We start from the raw sequence: 15904 nt of genomic DNA on the forward strand, positions 1-15904 counted from the left end.
GCAGCGGACGTCACCACTTCTTTCCCAGCAGATCCTTCAGCGCGACGTTGTCCAACATGGCGTCGGCGAGCATGCGCTTCAGCTTGGCGTTCTCATCCTCGAGCGCCCGCAGCCGTTTGGCCTCCGACACATCCATCCCGCCGAAACGGGCCTTCCACTTGTAGATGCTGGCGTCACTGACCCCGTGCTTCCGGCACAGGTCCGAGACCGGCACCCCAGCCTCGTGCTCCTTCAGGATGCCGATGATCTGCTCTTCCGTGAAGCGGCTGCGCCTCATGTCCTGGTCCTCTAAATGGGCCAGAACGAACTTCAATCTGGATTAGACAGGAGGGGCAACGTCAGCGGCGAGGTCATCCGGCCCGCGCGGCACGTTCTCGAAGCTGGTGCGGCAGGCATCCGCCGCCGCGCGCAGCGTGCCCTGGCCGGCCGCATCGAGCGTGACGATCTGCGCCACGCCCCGGGCGCGGGCGATCGGCGCCAGCGCCGCCTCCGTGGCCGGATCGCAGACGAAGATCGCCGGTTCGGCGTCACCGAGGAAATAGTCGACCTCGGGCGGGGTGTAGCCGGTGTTGAGCGGCAGGAACACGCCGCCGGCCCGCACCGTGCCGAGATAGGCGAACACCGCCTCCAGGCTCTTCTCCGCCTGCAGCGCCACCCGGTCGCCGGGCTTCAGCCCCAGCGCCAGCAGCGCGTTGGCATACTGCGCGGTGCGCCGCTCAAGCGCGGCATAGGTGAGGATCGTGCCGTCCGCCGTCTCGGCGAAAGGGCGGGCGGGGTCGGTGGCGCCGGCCCGCAGCGTGTCGATCAGGTGATTGGGCATGGGTTGGCCGTCACGGGCACGAGGTGATCGGCCCGCCCACGCCGGCGCCCGGCGTTGCCGCCGCGAGCGTGGTGGATGGCACCTGTGCCGCCGCGCCCGTTTCGGCGGAAGCGAGCCGGGGGCAGGTCGCCGTCAGGCCAAGCGAGGCGACATAGGAGGCGCGGATCGTCGTGTTGGCGAAGCGGGCCTTGGCGATGTAGTCGCGCAAGGTGGCCGCCACCGCTTCGCGCGAGGGCTTTTCCATCCCCTCCCACTGGCTCTTCGGCACGCTGCCGAACAGGGCGATGGCGTCCCAGCCCTGCGGGCGGGTGATCGAGGAGACGGTGGAGGGCGTGTCGAGGTTCTTGTAGGTCCAGAAGCTCCAGCCGAGGCCGAAGCGCTCATTGAGCGTGCGGAACTTCTCGTTCCAGTCATCGTTCAGCTCGCCGGTCTCGCCGATGAAGATCGGCACCTGCCAGCGATTGGCGAAGTTGACGTATTTCTGGATCGAGCTGCGCTGCGGACCGGCCCAGAACATATGGTAGGTGTAGCCGAGATTATCGGCGAAGGGCGGGCCGAACACGTCGAAATTGGTGCTCCACTGCGCGCCCGCCAGCATGATCGGGTGGTTGGGATCGACCGCGCGGATCGCCTCCACCAGCTCGCGATAGAACGGCTCCAGCCGCGAATTCAGGAAATCCGTGTCGTGATAGGGGGTGATCGGCTCGTTGAGCAGATCGTAGCCCAGCACCGCCGTCTCGTCCTTGTAGCGCTCGGCGATGGCGCGCCACATGGTGAGCGTGCGGCGACGGTATTCCGGGACATAGAAGGTGAGCGGGTAGCCCACCCCGTCATCATGGTTCACGCCGGTCTGCCCGCCGGGGGCGGCGTGGATGTCGAGGATGAGCTTGATGCCGTGCGCCTTGGCCCAGCCGACCAGCCGGTCGATGCGCGCCCAGCCCTCGCCATCCGGGTCCACCTGGTCGGGGTTGGCCGGATCGAGGAAGAACTTCCAGTGCAGCGGCACCCGGACCGTGGTGAAGCCGGAGGCGGCGAGGAAGGCGACGTCGTCTTCCTGGATATAGGCCTCGCGGAAATCCTTCCAGAAGCGCGCCGCCTCTTCCGGCCCGGCGAGATACTCGATCACGTCCTCGATATCCTGCGGCGAGCGCTGGACCGTGAACTTGAACATATAGCCTTCCGGCAGCAGCCAGTTGCCGAAGCTCATGCCCTTGATGTGAAAGGTCGATCCGTCCGGATTGACGAAGCGCGTGCCCTCCGCCCGGATGAAGCCGGGCGCGGCCGGCAGGGCCGCGGCACCGGGCGTGACCGAAGGCGCCGCCGGTGCGGCCGGCGGCTCGGTCAGCGCCAGCGCGGGCGCGGCGGCGAGGAGGAGGGCGGTGGCGAGGGGAAGGGCGCAGCGGATCATGGGGGCAACCTAGTAAAGCCCGCGCGCGGCGGCAATCGCTGGAACACGCGCGGCGGGCCACGCCGGCCGATTTTCGCGCGCCGTTGAGGCCGATCAAGCATGCCCCGCCCGCCTGCGCCTAGGCTGCGGGCCAAGGGAAGATCAGCATGAACAGACGGCACTTGCTCATCGCCGGGGCCGGCGGCGTGGCGGCGGTCGCCGCCGGCGGCGGACTGGCATGGCGCCATACCGTCGGCAGCACGGGGGCCTATGAGCGCTACAGCGCGGAACTGCGGGCGCCGCTGCCCAACGACCCGCCGGTTCTCGACCTCGTCCGCACCGCCACCCTCGCCGCCAGCGGCCACAACACCCAGCCCTGGCGATTCCGGCTCACGCCGGGCACGATCGAGCTGCTGCCGGATCTCACCCGGGCGACGCCGGTGGTCGATCCCGTCGACCACCATCTGTTCGTCAGTCTGGGCTGCGCCGCCGAGACGCTGGCCATTGCCGGGGCTGCAACTGGCCGGCCGGGCGAGTTCAGCACCGCGCCGGAGGGCAGCCTGCGCTACAGCTTCGCCCCCGCGCCGCCACGACCGGACCCGCTGTTCGCCGCCATCGCCCGGCGCCAGAGCACGCGCACGCTCTATGACGGGCGCCCCGTCCCGAATGAGGCGCTGGCGCGCCTGCAACAGGCGGGCACGCGGGAGGGCGTGCGCTGCGTGCTGCTGACCGAGCGCCCCCGCCTCGACCAGCTGCGCGACCTGACGCTCGCGGGCAACGAGGCGCAGATGCGCGACCCCGCTTTTCTGGCTGAGCTGAAGCACTGGTTGCGCTTCAACCCGGCCAGCGCCATGCGCCATGGCGACGGGCTCTATGCGGCCGCAAACGACAGCCCGCCGCTGCCGGACTGGCTCGGGCCGCGCGCCTTCGACCTGTTCGTCACCCCCGCCGCCGAGAACGAGAAATATGCCCGGCAGATCGATTCTTCGCCCGGAATCGCGATCTTCTTCGCCGATCAGGCCGACCGCGCCCATTGGATCGAGGTTGGCCGCGCCTGCCAGCGCTTCGCCCTCGCCGCCACCGCGCAGGGGCTGAAGCTGGCCTGCCTCAACCAGGCGGTGGAAGTGGCGCGGCTGCGGCCGGAACTCGCCGCGCTCGCCGGCGAACCGGGCCTGCGGCCGGACATGGTGATGCGCTTCGGCTATGGCCCGACCCTGCCCTTCGCGCCCCGCCGCCCGGTGGCTGAGGTGCTGGCGTGAGGCGCGCGGGCGGGGGGAGAGCCGCACCCGGGCCGGGGGTAACGTGGTGAAGCTTCGCCACGTCGGCGCGATCATCCGTCTCGCCACGGTGACAGCGCCCGCCGGGCGGGCTAAGCGTGAGACCCGCCGCCGCTGCCGCTTCCCTCCGGTCCCGTGTTCCCCGCCCCATGTCCTATCTCATCTACGCCGCCATCCTCGTCGCCGTCGTCGCCTTGTTCGCGCTGATCACGGCGCGCGGGCGGGTGCATCCGTTCATCGCTCTGGTGCTGGCGGCGTTCGCCTTCAACCAGGGGGTGGGCTGGTCGCTGAGCTTCGTGGTCAAGTCGTTCTCGGTCGGCTTCGGCCAGACGCTGGCGGCGCTCGGCGTCGTGGTGGTGACGGGGGCGCTGCTGGCGGAGATCGCCGACGGGACAGGTGCCACGGCGCGGCTGCAGCAGATGGCGCGCGGCTGGCGCACCCGCTCCGGCCCGCTCGCGCTGCTCGGGCTGATCGGCGGCATGGCCTCGACCCCGGCGGCGGCGTTCGCGGTACTGAACCCGCTGCGGCGCGGCATTGGCGGCGACAGCCCGCGCTCGGCACTGACGCTGGGCCTCGCGCTCTCGGCCGGGCACGCTCTCCTCATTCCCGCCCCCACCGTGCTGGCGAGCCTCACCATATTGCGCGCCGATTGGGGGCTGGCGGTCGCCGTCGGCCTGCCGCTGGCGCTGATCGCCGGCGCCTTCGGTGCGCTGTTCGCCCGTGGCTGCGCCAGCGGCGCGCCGAACCCGCTCGACACCACGGTCGGAATCGCGGGCGCAACGATGCACGCGCCGCGTCGCGGGGCGCTGGCGCTGCTCATCGTCAGCCTCGTGCTGGTGGCGATGCTGATCGTGCAGGCGCTGGGCGACATCGCTTCCGAACCCTTCGGCGGCGGCAATGACCGGCATTTCATCCTGGCGCTGGGCAATCCGGTGCTGCTGCTGGTGGTGGGCGTCGGCCTGCTGCTGCTGCTGAGCTGGAGCTGGGAAAAGGGCGGCCTCTCCGAGGCCGGCTGGGCCGGGCGGGCGCTGACCAAGGTGGCGCCGCTGCTGCTCATCCTCGGCGCCGCCGGCGGCCTCGCCAAGGTGGCGCAGGATGTCGGCATGGCTGACATGACCGCCGAATATCTCATTCCCCTCGCCCCGGCCTCCGGCGCGCTGGTGCTGGTGTTGCCCTTCGCGCTGGCCGCCGTGATCAAGACGCTGCAGGGCTCCTCTCTGGTCGCCGCCATCACGGCCGCCGGGATGATGATGGAACTGGCCGCCCCACTCGGGCTGGGCGACCCGATGGGGCGCGTTCTGGCCGCACTGGCGGTGAGCGCCGGTGCCATGACCGTGCCGCAGATCAATGACGGACTGTTCTGGCTGGTGACGCGGGCCGGGCGCTTCACCCCGCCGGCGGCGCTGGCGCGGCTCTCGGGTGGCGTGCTGCTGCAGAGCGGGGTGATCCTCGCCGGCCTCGTCGCCCTGCGCGCCGCCACCGCCTGAGGAATTGTCTGCTCGAGGAATCCGCGCCGATGCTGCGCCGCCGTGACCTGCTGCTCTCCGCCCTTGCCGCCGCCAGCCTGCCCGCTTTGCCCCTGCCGACGCGCGCGCAAACCGCCGCCGCCGCGCCGCTGCTGCCGGCCGGCACGCCGCGCCTGCCGGCGGATTTCGTCTGGGGCGCCTCCACCTCCGCCTATCAGATCGAGGGCGCGGTGACGGAGGGCGGGCGCAAGCCCTCGATCTGGGACGTGTTCGCCCACACGCCCGGCCGCATCGCCGACGGCACCACGGGCGACGTCGCCTGCGACCACTATCACCGCTACGCCGACGACGTGGCGCTGATGGGCGATCTCGGCTTCCAGGCCTACCGCTTCTCGCTCGCCTGGCCGCGGGTGATGCCCGAGGGCACCGGCCCGGTAAACGCGGCCGGGCTCGATTTCTACGACCGGCTGGTGGATTCGCTGCTGGCGCGCGGCATCCAGCCCATGGCCTGCCTCTACCATTGGGATTTGCCGCAGGCGCTGCAGGAACGCGGCGGCTGGCGCAATCGCGACATCGCCCATTGGTTCGCCGACTATGCGACCGCCGCCATCGGCCGGCTCGGCGACCGGGTGAAGCCGTGGGCGATGCTGAACGAGCCCTCGGTGCACGCCATTTTCGGCCATGGCTTCGGCAATCACGCGCCGGGGCTGACCGGCTGGGACAGCTATGTGAAGGCGCAGCACCATCTCAACCTGGCGCAGGGCACCGGCATCGCCGCCGCCCGCGCGCTGCGCGCCGACCTGAAGCTCGGCACGGTGCTGTCGCTGCAGCCGATCTTTCCGGCCTCCCAGGACCCGGCCGACATCGCCGCGGCCGCGCGCTTCGATGCCTGCTGGAACACGATCAACCTCGACCCGCTGTTCCATGGCCGCTACCCCGACCTGTTCGCGGAGGATTTCGCGCCGCTGGTGAAGCCCGGCGACCTGGAGACGATCCGCGCCCCGATCGACTTCCTCGGGGTGAACTATTATGGCCCGTCCTACATCAAGCACGACCCCAACGCCTTTCTCGGCCAAGCGAGCTGGGGCGCGCTGCCGCCCAATACGCCGCAGACGCTGCTGGGCTGGCCGATCAGCGCGCAGGGCATGGTCGACGTGCTGGCGCGGCTGCGCGACGCCTATGGCAACCCGCCGGTCTTCATCACCGAGAACGGCGCCTGCTATGAGGACCCCGCCCCGGTGGACGGTGTGGTGCAGGACCCCGCGCGCACCGAGTATATCCGCGCCCATCTGGTGGCGGCGGGCCAGGCGATCGCGCAGGGTTGCGCGCTGAAGGGCTATTATGTCTGGTCGCTGCTCGATAATTTCGAATGGGCCGAGGGCGAGCGGCGGCGCTTCGGCGTGGTGCGGGTGGATTTCGCCAGCCAGCAGCGCACGCCGAAAGCCTCCGGCCTGTATCTTTCCCAGCTGATGAAGGCCGCGCGCGCCGGCGCGGCGCCGTGAGGTAGCCCTTTAGGGAAGTGACATGCGCCGGACACATATGTCGGTCATTTGACGGCGGGTGCCCCAGCGGCCCTTTCTATGTGATACCTAACGCACCGGCCCACGGGCCGAGACACGAGACAGAGCAGCCAGCATGCAGACAGACGATCCCGCCGTCGCCGAAATCGTCGACTTCATCTCCGGCGAAGTCGGGGTCGACAAGAGCCTCCTGACCCCGGAGACGCCGGTGGCGGAGCTGGGCATCTCCTCGCTCGACCTGATCGAGACCATCTTCAAGCTGGAAGGCCGTTTCGGCATCGAGATTCCCAATGACGGCCCGCTCAGCGGCAATGACGTGACGGTGGGCACGCTGGTCGACCATGTCGCCGAGCTGCTGGCGGCGCAGAAGGGCAAGACCGCCTGATGCCGGATCGCCGCATGAGTTCGCGCGTCGCCGTCACCGGGCTGGGCTCGCTTTCGGCGCTGGGCAATGACGTCTCCGCCCATCTCGCCGGCCTGCGCGCCGGCACGGTGGGCATTGGCGAGACGCGCGGCGTCGACGTCTCCTCGATGAAGACCAAGATTTCCGCCGAGGTACGCGGCTTCGTGCCGGAAGAGCATTTCGAGCCGCGCCAACTCGGCCTGCTCGACCGCACCGCGCAATTCGCCGTCGTCGCCGCCCGTCAGGCGCTGCTTGACGCCAGCCCGGCCTTCGAGGGCGTGGCGCGCCATCGCGTCGGCGCCATCTTCGCCGCCTCGGTCGGCTCGCACGCGGTGGATGACAGCTACCGCAAGCTCTATGCCGAGGGCGCGGCGCGCCCGCACCCCTTCACCGTGCCGCGCGCCATGCCGAGCGGGCAGGTGAGCCATGTGACGATGGATCTCGGCATTCACGGCCCCGCCTTCGCCATCGCCTCGGCCTGTTCCTCGGCGGCGCATGCCATCGGCACGGCCTTCCACATGGTGCGGTCCGGCATGCTGGATGTCGCCGTATCAGGCGGGGCGGAATCGCAGCTCACCTATGGCATGCTGAAGAGCTGGGAGGCGCTGCGCGTGCTGTCCCCCGATGGCTGCCGCCCCTTCTCCAAGGACCGCGCCGGCCTCGTCATCGGCGAGGGCGCAGGCGCCGTGGTGCTGGAGAACATGGACCGCGCGCTTGCCCGCGGCGCCACCATCCATGCCGAACTGGTCGGCTTCGGCATGAGCGCCGACGGCATGGACATCACCGCCCCCGACATGGCGAGCGCGGCCGCCGCGATGCGCTTCGCGCTGGAGGATGCCGGGCTGGCGCCGGAACAGATCGACTATGTCAGCGCCCATGGCACCGCCACGGTGCTGAACGACAAGACCGAGGCCGGCGCGCTGCGGCTGGTGTTCGGCGATCATCTCGCCCGGCTGCCGGTGTCGTCGTCCAAGTCGCAGTACGGCCACACCATGAACGCCTCCGGCGCGCTGGACTTCGTGACCACGGTGCTGGCCCTGCGCGAAGGCTTCCTGCCGCCGACCATGGGCTTTCGCGAGGCAGACCCGGACTGCGCCCTCGACTGCGTGCCGAACGCGGCGCGGGACGCGTCGATCGAGGCGGCGATTTCCTCATCCTTCGCTTTTGGCGGGCTCAACGCCGTGCTGGCGGTGAAGCGGTTCGGCTGAGCGGCGCCTTCCGGACCAGCCGCGCCGCTCTACCACCGTTCCCCGGACAAGCCGCGCCTGCGCGGCGCCGATCCGGGGCCCAGGGGGGGCGGGTGCGCGCGTCTCCCGGCCCCTTGCAATCACATGGCAGGAAGAGTTGTCCGCTGGGTCCCGGCGCGGCGCTCCGGCTGCGCCTGCGCTGGGCCGGGACACGGAACCTCGCCGTCAGCCACGCCGCCCTCATCCCCGGCGTGACCCGGGGACCCCGCCGTGCCGCTTAGGGCGGTTTAAGTCTGGGTGGCCGGGTCAAGCCCGGCCATGAGGGAGCAACCAAAGCAGATCCGCCTCACCCCTCCACGGTGAATTCCCCCGCCAGCCTTTCGCCCACCAGCGCCGCCACCGCGCCGCGCTGCGCGGCCAGCCTCGCCCGGCAGAAGGCGGCGATCTCGCGTGGCAGGCGCCCCAGTTCCTGCCGGCGGGCGATGAGGGTGAGGTGCCGCGTCAGCCCCGGCCCTGGTAATGCGTGGCAGGCGAGGCCATCGAGCGGCAGGCCAGCCTCCAGCAGGCAGAGCGGGGTGGTGACGGCGAAGCCCGCCCCTTCCACCACTGCGGCGGTGACGCCGAAGGGCGTGTCGAATTCCAGCGGGCGCGGCAGATCGAGCCGCAGCCGGCGCAGATGCCGCTCCACCTCCATGCCGGTCTTGGAACGGGCGGAAAAGCGCACCAGCGGCCGCGCGCGCGCCAGTTCCTCCAGCGCGGCGGCCGAAGCGGGAGCCTCGCACGCGGCGGGGATCAGCAGCACATAGGGCTCGGTGAGCAGCGGCCAGCGCTCCAGCCCCTCGATCTCGTCGAGATCGTCGGCGCCGACCAGCAAATCGAGCTGGCGGGTGAGCAGCGCCCCGGCATGCGAGGCGGTGAGGCCGGACAGCAGCGAGACCTGCTCCGCCTTCTCGCCCAGCGCCCGGGCGAGCGGCGCCATCAATGCCCGCGAGAGCGAATCCACCAGCCCCGCGCGCAGCAGCGGCAGGCGAGCGTGCTCGGCCTCGCGCAGCAGCGGCGCGATCTGCCGCGCTTCCGAGAGCAGGGCGCTGGCGCGCTGGCGCAGCGCGCCGCCGGCAGCGGTGAGGCCGAGCGGGCGGGCGCTGCGGTCGAACAGGCCGATGCCGATGCGGCGCTCGAGATCGGCCACCGCCTGCGAGATGGCCGGCTGGGTCAGGCCGAGCCGGCGCGCCGCCTGCGCCATGGTGCCGGCGTCGCAGACCGCGAGGAAGATTTCCAGCGCCCGGAGGTCGAAGGGCAGCGTGTCGGCGGGGGGCATGGCTCGTGTCTCCTTACATCCCGCCGGCCGTCATCCTGAGGTGCCCGGGCGCCAGCCGGGCGTTGAGGGATGCTCGCGGAGCGTCCGGAACGCTATCCTTCGAGGCTCGTTTTCCTCTCGCCTCAGGATGACCGCATCCTCCAGGCCCCGCCTATAACTAAAACTTATATTATCACCGGATCGGCGTTGATCTATAGGTTTTCACCGTGTCCGGCAGCGATTGTCCCCAGCGAGCCCTCATGCGCTATTCCTTCCTCAGCATCCTCGCCAACGGGCTCTCCGGCCAGAAGGGCTGGGCCCCGGCCTGGCGCGACGCGGCGCCCAAGCCCGCCTATGACGTGATCATCGTCGGCGGCGGCGGGCATGGGCTGGCCACCGCCTATTACCTCGCCAAGGTGCATGGCATCCGCAATGTGGCGGTGCTGGAAAAGGGCGTGATCGGCTCCGGCAATGCCGGGCGCAACACCACCATCATCCGCTCCAACTACCTGCTGCCGGGCAATGAGCCGTTCTACGAATGGTCGATGAAGCTCTGGGAAGGGCTGGAGCAGGAGCTGAACTACAACGCGATGGTGAGCCAGCGCGGCATTCTCAACCTGTTCCATTCCGACGCCCAGCGCGACGCCTATGCAAGGCGCGGCAACGCGATGCGGCTCGCCGGAGTCGATTCCGAGCTGCTGGACAAGGCCCGGGTCAAGGCGATGTACCCGTTCCTCGATTTCGACAATGCGCGCTTTCCCATCCAGGGCGGGCTGCTGCAGGCCCGCGCCGGCACCGCCCGCCATGACGCCGTGGTGTGGGGCTATGCCCGCGCCGCCGACCGGCTCGGCGTCGACATCGTGCAGAATTGCGAGGTGACCGGGTTCATCCGCGAGGGCGACGCCATTGTCGGGGTGGAGACCACGCGCGGGCCGGTGCGGGCCGGCAAGGTGGCGGTGGCGGTGGCGGGTTCGTCATCGCGCGTCGCCGGCATGGCCGGGCTGCGGCTGCCGATCGAGAGCCATGTGCTGCAGGCCTTCGTCTCCGAGGGGTTGAAGCCGCTGGTCGACGGCGTCATCACCTTCGGCGCCGGGCATTTCTACATCTCGCAGTCCGACAAGGGCGGGCTCGTCTTTGGCGGCGATATTGACGGCTACAATTCCTACGCCCAGCGCGGCAACCTCCCCGTGATCGAGGATGTGTGCGAGGGCGGCATGGCCTTGATGCCGCGCCTCGGCCGGCTGCGGCTGCTGCGCCACTGGGGCGGTATCATGGACATGTCGATGGACGGCTCGCCGATCATCGACCGCACGCCGGTGCCGGGGCTCTATCTCAATGCCGGCTGGTGCTATGGCGGCTTCAAGGCGACGCCGGCCTCGGGCTGGTGCTTCGCCCATCTGCTGGCGACGGGCGCGCCGCACGAGACCGCCGGCGCCTTCCGGCTCGACCGCTTCCGCACCGGCCACCTCATCGACGAAAAGGGAGTCGGCGCCCAGCCGAACCTGCATTGAGGATGGGGTTTGTTGAAATGAAGCCGCCGGTGGCGGTGTTTCTCCCGGGTCCCGGATCGGCGCTGCGCGTTGCGCAGCTTGTCCGGGAAACAGGAGCTTCGTGTCCCGGACAAGCGCAGGCGCAGCCGGAGCGCCGATCCGGGACCCAGCGTACAGACCCGCGCAGCGTCCTCATCCCTGTCGCCTCTCCCGAAGGTGCCGCCTGATGCGTATTCCCTGCCCCTATTGCGGCGAACGCGACGCCCATGAATTCGCCTATCTCGGCGACGCTACCGTGACCCGCCCGGACCCGGCGGCGGCGGACGCCGCACAGGCATTCCACGATTATGTCTATCTGCGCGACAACCCGGCCGGGGCGCATCAGGAGTGGTGGTACCACGCCAATGGCTGCCGGCAGTGGCTGCGCGTCGCCCGCGACACCCGCACCCACGCCATCGCGGCGGCCACGTCCGCCCGCGTTTCCGGAGAGCCGGCATGAGCGCGCCCAACCGCAACCGGCTCACCAGCGGCGGCCTGATCGACCGGGAAAAGCCGCTCGGCTTCCGCTTCGACGGCACCGCCTATCGCGGCTATGAGGGCGACACGCTCGCCTCGGCGCTGCTGGCCAATGGCGTGCGGCTGGTCGGCCGCTCGTTCAAATATCACCGCCCGCGCGGCATCGTCGCAGCCGGGGCGGAGGAGCCGAACGCGCTGGTGGAACTGCGCACCGGCGCGCGGCGCGAGCCCAACAGCCGCGCCACCGTCACCGAGCTGTATGACGGACTGGAGGCGACCAGCCAGAACCGCTGGCCCTCGCTCGCCGTCGACGCGCTCAGCGTCAACCGCTTCCTGTCACCCTTTCTCGGCGCCGGCTTCTACTACAAGACCTTCATGTGGCCCGCCGCCTTCTGGGAGAAGCTGTACGAGCCGATCATCCGCCGCGCCGCCGGGCTCGGCCGGGCGGCGGAGGAGGCGGACCCCGACCATTACGAGAAGGCCACCGCCTTCTGCGACCTGCTGGTCATCGGCGCCGGCCCGGCCGGGCTGATGGCGGCGCTGGCGGCGGCGCGTTCAGGGGCGCGGGTGATCCTCGCCGACGAGGATTTCCTGCCCGGCGGCGGGCTGAATGCCGAGGCCGGCGATATTGGCCGCCAGCCGGCACCGGCCTTCGCCGCCGCGATCGCCGCGGAACTGATGAACCTGCCCAATGTGCGGGTGATGCGCCGCACCAGCGTGTTCGGCGTCTATGACAGCGGCACCTATGGGGCGCTGGAGCGGGTGAGCGATCATCTGCCCGTCCCCGCCCCGTTCCAGCCGCGCCAGCGGCTGTGGCGGCTGATCGCCCGGCGCGCCGTGCTGGCGGCGGGGGCCACCGAGCGGCCGATCGTGTTCGGCGGCAATGACCGACCGGGGGTGATGCTGGCCGGGGCGGTCGGCAGCTATGTGCAGCGCCACGCCGCGCTGCCGGGGCAAAAGATCGCGCTGTTCGCCAATAATGACGGCGCCTGGCGGGACATGCTCGCCGCCCACGCCGCCGGGGCGTCGGTGGAGACCATCCTCGATGTGCGCGCCGAGGTGGCGCCTGACCTGGTCGCGGCGGCGCGGGCCGAGGGCATTCGCGTGCTCACCGGGGCGCAGGTGATCGCCACACAGGGCAAGACGCTCACCGGGTTCACCGTCGCCACCGCGTCGGGCACCGAGCGGATCGCCGCCGACACGCTGGCCGTCTCCGGCGGCTGGTCGCCGGCCCTGCACCTCACCTGCCACCATGGCGGCAAGCCCAGATGGGACGAGGCGATCGCCGCCTTCGTGCCCGGCACCTGCCCGCCGGGGCTCACCGTGGCCGGTGCGGCAAAGGGGATTTTCGGCCTCGGCGCCTGCCTGAAGGACGGCGCGGCGATCGGCGCGGAAGCCGCTGGGGCGCTCGGCTTCGCTGTTCCGGCGCTTGATGTGCCTGAAGTGGCGGACGCCCCCTTCGCCCTCGCGCCGTTCTGGCATGTCGAGGGCTCGAAGGGCGCGGCCTTTGTCGATCTGCAGAACGACGTCACCGCCAAGGATGTCGGCATTGCCCACAAGGAAGGCTTCCGCTCGGTCGAACTGCTCAAGCGCTATACTACGCTGGGCATGGCGACCGACCAGGGGCGGACTTCCAACGTCACCGGCCTCGCCATCATGGCGAGCCTCACCGGCGCCTCGATCCCCGAGACCGGCACCACCATCTTCCGCCCGCCCTACACGCCGGTCTCGCTCGGCGCGCTGGCCGGGCACCACAGGGGGAAGGATTTCCGCCCCGTCCGCCTCACCCCGACCCATGAATGGGCGCGCGCGCAGGGCGCGGTGTTCATCGAGACCGGGGCGTGGCTGCGGGCGCAGTATTTCCCCCGCAAGGGCGAGACCGACTGGCTGGAGACCGTCTCGCGCGAGGTGACGGCGGTGCGTTCTTCCGTCGGACTGATCGACGTCTCGACCTTCGGCAAGATCGACTTGCAGGGGGCGGATGTCGGCGCCTTCCTCGACCGGGTCTACATCAACGGCTTCGCCGCGCTCGCGGTGGGCAAGGCGCGCTATGGCGTCATGCTGCGCGAGGACGGCATGGTGATGGATGACGGCACCACCGCGCGGCTGGCGCCCGAGCATTACGTGATGACCACCACCACCGCCAATGCGGCCAAGGTGTTTCAGCATCTGGAGTTCTGCCTGCAGGTGCTGTGGCCGGAGCTCGACGTGGCGCTGTCTTCCGTCTCCGAGCAATGGGCGCAGATCGCCATCGCCGGCCCCCGCGCCCGCGACGTCCTGGCCCGGGTGGCCGATGGCGATGTGTCGAACGCCGCGCTGCCCTTCATGGGCGCGATCGAGGGCACGGTCATGGGCGGGGTGAAGGCGCGGCTGTTCCGCCTCTCCTTCTCCGGCGAGCTCGGCTATGAGATCGCGGTGCCGGCCCGCCAGGGCGCGGCGCTCGCCAGCGCGCTGATGCAGGCGGGCGAGGAGTTCGGCATCACCCCCTATGGCATCGAGGCGCTGGGGGTGATGCGGATCGAGAAGGGCCATGTCTCCGGCAACGAATTGTCCGGCCAGACCACCGCCGGCGATCTCGGCTTCGGCCGCATGGCCTCGACCAAGAAGGACTATATCGGCCGCGTGATGGCCGCCCGGCCGGGGCTGACCGACCCGGAGCGGCCGTGCTTCGTCGGCTTCAAGCCGGTGGACCCCTCGCGCCGGCTGCGGGCGGGCGCGCATTTCCTTAACCTCGGCGCGACGCCTGATATGGCGAACGACCAGGGCTACATGACCTCGGTCGCCTATTCCCCGCATCTGCGCCACTGGATCGGCCTCGGCCTGATCAAGCGCGGGCCGGAGCGCCTGGGCGAGCGGGTGCGCGCCTATGACCCGGTGCGCGGCGAGGAAATCGAGGTAGAAATCTGCGCGCCCGGCTTCATCGACCCGGAAGGAGTGCGCCTTCGTGGCTGACCATTCGTCTCACGATCCCCTCGCGGGCATCCCGTTCGACCTTGTGCCCCCGTCCGGTGCCTATGGCGCGGCGGGGGAGGCGAGCGTCACCGTTTCCACCGTTGAGACGCCGTTCATCGCCCTCGTCGTCGCCCGCAACGGCTTTGCCGCCAGTGTCGCGGGCCGGCTGGGGCGGGCCTTCGGGCTGGAGATCGCCGACCGGGCCGGCGCGGCGATGGGCGCGGCCTCCACCGTGGTCGGCACCGGGCCGGGACGCTTCCTCGTGCTGTCGAAGACCGAGCCGGACCTTGCCGGCACGCTGCGGGCGCTGCTGGGGGCGGAGGCGGCGATCACCGAACAGGACGACGCCTTTGTCACCTTCGATCTCGCCGGCGACAAGGTGCCCGATCTCCTCGCCAAGGGCGCGCTGATCGACCTCGATCCGCGCGTGTTCCTGCCCGGCCACGCCGCCACCACCGTGATCGCCCATGTCGGCGTGACGCTGTGGCGGGTGCATGAGAGCGGCTGGCGCCTCTTGGTGGCGCGCAGCTATGAGGCCAGCTTCACGCGATTCCTCGTCGCCAGCGGCGCCGAGTTCGGCCTGCGTCTGGAGAATGGGACGGCGGGACGAGGTTGACGGCGGCGCGCCGCGCGCTTTCCCCCGTCGCCCATCTCCCCTAGAACGGCCCGGCGCCTTCGCGGCGCACCGGCGTTTCGACGAGACAGACCCATGACCGACAGCACCGAACCCTGCATCCTCACCCTTTCCTGCCCGGACCGGCCGGGCATCGTCGCCGCCGTGGCCACCTTCCTGTTCGAGCATGGCGGCAACATTCTGGAGGCGCAGCAGTTCGACGCCACCGAGAGCGGGCGCTTCTTCATGCGGGTGATGTTCGACCGCGCCGCCGGCTCCGGCCCGCTGGAGGCGCTCAAGGCGGATTTCGAGGCGGTCGCGAAAAAGTTTGCTTTCGACTGGCGCCTGCGCCCGCGCAGCCAGAAGCGCCGGGTGATGCTGCTGGTGTCGAAATTCGACCATTGCCTCGCCGATCTGCTCTATCGCTGGCGCATCGGCGAGATTCCGATGGAGATCGTCGCCATCGCCGCCAATTACCCGCGCGAGACCTACGCCCATCTCGACTTCGACGGCCTGCCCTTCCACTACCTGCCGATCACCAAGGCGACCAAGATGGAGCAGGAAGCCCAGCTGTGGGAGCTGTTCCAGTCCAGCGGTGCCGAAGTGGCGGTGCTGGCGCGCTACATGCAGGTGCTGTCGGACGGGCTGTCGGCCAAGCTCTCGGGCCGCTGCATCAACATCCACCATTCCTTCCTGCCCGGCTTCAAGGGCGCCAAGCCCTATCACCAGGCGCATGAGCGCGGGGTGAAGCTGATCGGCGCCACCGCCCATTACGTCACCTCCGACCTCGACGAAGGCCCGATCATCGAGCAGGATGTGGAGCGCATCAGCCATCAGGACACCGCCGAGGACCTGGTGCGCAAGGGCCGCGACATCGAGCGCCGCGTGCTCGCCCGGGCGCTGGCCTGGCACCTCGACGACCGGGTGCTGTTGAACGGCCATCGCACCGTGGTGTTCCGCGACTGAGGAGGCCATC

General features: G+C 70.3%; 13 protein-coding genes and 1 pseudogene. 10 read left to right on the forward strand and 4 right to left on the reverse strand.

Annotated elements, in window-relative coordinates; genetic code table 11:
• Nucleotides 1-16: 16 nt before the first annotated feature.
• The 3 genes and pseudogenes from BLO63_RS05050 to BLO63_RS05060 form a co-directional block, all read right to left on the reverse strand.
• Nucleotides 17-277: pseudogene (locus tag BLO63_RS05050) on the reverse strand (transposase); the annotation flags it as partial.
• Nucleotides 278-319: 42 nt separating this feature from the next.
• Nucleotides 320-820 carry an AMP-binding protein gene (locus BLO63_RS05055; protein ID WP_091437305.1) on the reverse strand — a complete coding sequence of 167 codons (501 nt, stop codon included), beginning with the start codon at nt 818-820 and terminating at the stop codon, nt 320-322.
• Nucleotides 821-830: 10 nt separating this feature from the next.
• On the reverse strand, nt 831-2228 hold the full coding sequence (locus BLO63_RS05060) for a glycoside hydrolase family 5 protein (RefSeq protein ID WP_091437308.1): 1398 nt from the start codon (nt 2226-2228) through the stop codon (nt 831-833).
• A gap of 146 nt (nt 2229-2374) precedes the next feature.
• Here BLO63_RS05060 and BLO63_RS05065 point away from each other — a divergent pair, with 146 nt between their 5' ends.
• The 5 genes from BLO63_RS05065 (at nt 2375) to BLO63_RS05085 (ending at nt 8081) form a co-directional block, all read left to right on the forward strand.
• Nucleotides 2375-3466 carry an Acg family FMN-binding oxidoreductase gene (locus tag BLO63_RS05065; RefSeq protein WP_091437313.1) on the forward strand — a complete coding sequence of 364 codons (1092 nt, stop codon included), beginning with the start codon at nt 2375-2377 and terminating at the stop codon, nt 3464-3466.
• A gap of 167 nt (nt 3467-3633) precedes the next feature.
• Nucleotides 3634-4971, forward strand: coding sequence for a GntP family permease (locus tag BLO63_RS05070; protein ID WP_091437315.1), 1338 nt, complete (start codon nt 3634-3636; stop codon nt 4969-4971).
• Nucleotides 4972-5000: 29 nt separating this feature from the next.
• A complete protein-coding gene (locus tag BLO63_RS05075; protein ID WP_091437317.1) occupies nt 5001-6452 on the forward strand; it encodes a GH1 family beta-glucosidase in 1452 nt (483 codons plus the stop codon).
• A 133-nt stretch (nt 6453-6585) separates the two neighbouring features.
• On the forward strand, nt 6586-6855 hold the full coding sequence (locus BLO63_RS05080) for an acyl carrier protein (RefSeq protein ID WP_091437319.1): 270 nt from the start codon (nt 6586-6588) through the stop codon (nt 6853-6855).
• 14 nt (nt 6856-6869) lie between these two features.
• Complete coding sequence (locus tag BLO63_RS05085) at nt 6870-8081, forward strand: beta-ketoacyl-[acyl-carrier-protein] synthase family protein (RefSeq protein ID WP_091437322.1); 1212 nt, start codon at nt 6870-6872, stop codon at nt 8079-8081.
• A 325-nt stretch (nt 8082-8406) separates the two neighbouring features.
• Here BLO63_RS05085 and BLO63_RS05090 read toward each other — a convergent pair whose 3' ends face one another.
• Nucleotides 8407-9378, reverse strand: a complete 972-nt coding sequence (locus BLO63_RS05090; protein ID WP_091437325.1) for a LysR family transcriptional regulator — start codon at nt 9376-9378, stop codon at nt 8407-8409.
• A gap of 239 nt (nt 9379-9617) precedes the next feature.
• On the opposite strand from BLO63_RS05090, the gene BLO63_RS05095 reads away from it, so the two are divergent.
• From BLO63_RS05095 to purU, 5 genes are all read left to right on the forward strand, one after another.
• Nucleotides 9618-10868, forward strand: a complete 1251-nt coding sequence (locus tag BLO63_RS05095; protein WP_091437328.1) for a sarcosine oxidase subunit beta family protein — start codon at nt 9618-9620, stop codon at nt 10866-10868.
• A gap of 205 nt (nt 10869-11073) precedes the next feature.
• A complete protein-coding gene (locus BLO63_RS05100) occupies nt 11074-11346 on the forward strand; it encodes a sarcosine oxidase subunit delta (RefSeq protein WP_091437330.1) in 273 nt (90 codons plus the stop codon).
• Complete coding sequence (locus tag BLO63_RS05105; protein WP_091437332.1) at nt 11343-14315, forward strand: sarcosine oxidase subunit alpha family protein; 2973 nt, start codon at nt 11343-11345, stop codon at nt 14313-14315. The genes BLO63_RS05100 and BLO63_RS05105 overlap by 4 nt, the downstream gene beginning before the upstream one ends.
• Nucleotides 14308-14931: a sarcosine oxidase subunit gamma gene (locus tag BLO63_RS05110; RefSeq protein WP_091437334.1), complete on the forward strand. Its 624-nt coding sequence runs from the start codon at nt 14308-14310 to the stop codon at nt 14929-14931. The genes BLO63_RS05105 and BLO63_RS05110 overlap by 8 nt, the downstream gene beginning before the upstream one ends.
• 93 nt (nt 14932-15024) lie before the next feature.
• On the forward strand, nt 15025-15894 hold the full coding sequence (purU, locus tag BLO63_RS05115) for a formyltetrahydrofolate deformylase (RefSeq protein WP_091437337.1): 870 nt from the start codon (nt 15025-15027) through the stop codon (nt 15892-15894).
• The last annotated feature ends 10 nt before the right edge of the window (nt 15895-15904 follow it).

This window comes from Ancylobacter rudongensis, from assembly GCF_900100155.1.
GTDB lineage: Bacteria > Pseudomonadota > Alphaproteobacteria > Rhizobiales > Xanthobacteraceae > Ancylobacter > Ancylobacter rudongensis.

Bases quoted from the DNA above. Each gene is read 5' to 3' on its own strand.
- BLO63_RS05055 (WP_091437305.1), bottom strand. From the start codon at position 820: ATGCCCAATCACCTGATCGACACGCTGCGGGCCGGCGCCACCGACCCC.
- BLO63_RS05060 (WP_091437308.1), bottom strand. From the start codon at position 2,228: ATGATCCGCTGCGCCCTTCCCCTCGCCACCGCCCTCCTCCTCGCCGCC.
- BLO63_RS05065 (WP_091437313.1), top strand. From the start codon at position 2,375: ATGAACAGACGGCACTTGCTCATCGCCGGGGCCGGCGGCGTGGCGGCG.
- BLO63_RS05070 (WP_091437315.1), top strand. From the start codon at position 3,634: ATGTCCTATCTCATCTACGCCGCCATCCTCGTCGCCGTCGTCGCCTTG.
- BLO63_RS05075 (WP_091437317.1), top strand. From the start codon at position 5,001: ATGCTGCGCCGCCGTGACCTGCTGCTCTCCGCCCTTGCCGCCGCCAGC.
- BLO63_RS05080 (WP_091437319.1), top strand. From the start codon at position 6,586: ATGCAGACAGACGATCCCGCCGTCGCCGAAATCGTCGACTTCATCTCC.
- BLO63_RS05085 (WP_091437322.1), top strand. From the start codon at position 6,870: ATGAGTTCGCGCGTCGCCGTCACCGGGCTGGGCTCGCTTTCGGCGCTG.
- BLO63_RS05090 (WP_091437325.1), bottom strand. From the start codon at position 9,378: ATGCCCCCCGCCGACACGCTGCCCTTCGACCTCCGGGCGCTGGAAATC.
- BLO63_RS05095 (WP_091437328.1), top strand. From the start codon at position 9,618: ATGCGCTATTCCTTCCTCAGCATCCTCGCCAACGGGCTCTCCGGCCAG.
- BLO63_RS05100 (WP_091437330.1), top strand. From the start codon at position 11,074: ATGCGTATTCCCTGCCCCTATTGCGGCGAACGCGACGCCCATGAATTC.
- BLO63_RS05105 (WP_091437332.1), top strand. From the start codon at position 11,343: ATGAGCGCGCCCAACCGCAACCGGCTCACCAGCGGCGGCCTGATCGAC.
- purU (WP_091437337.1), top strand. From the start codon at position 15,025: ATGACCGACAGCACCGAACCCTGCATCCTCACCCTTTCCTGCCCGGAC.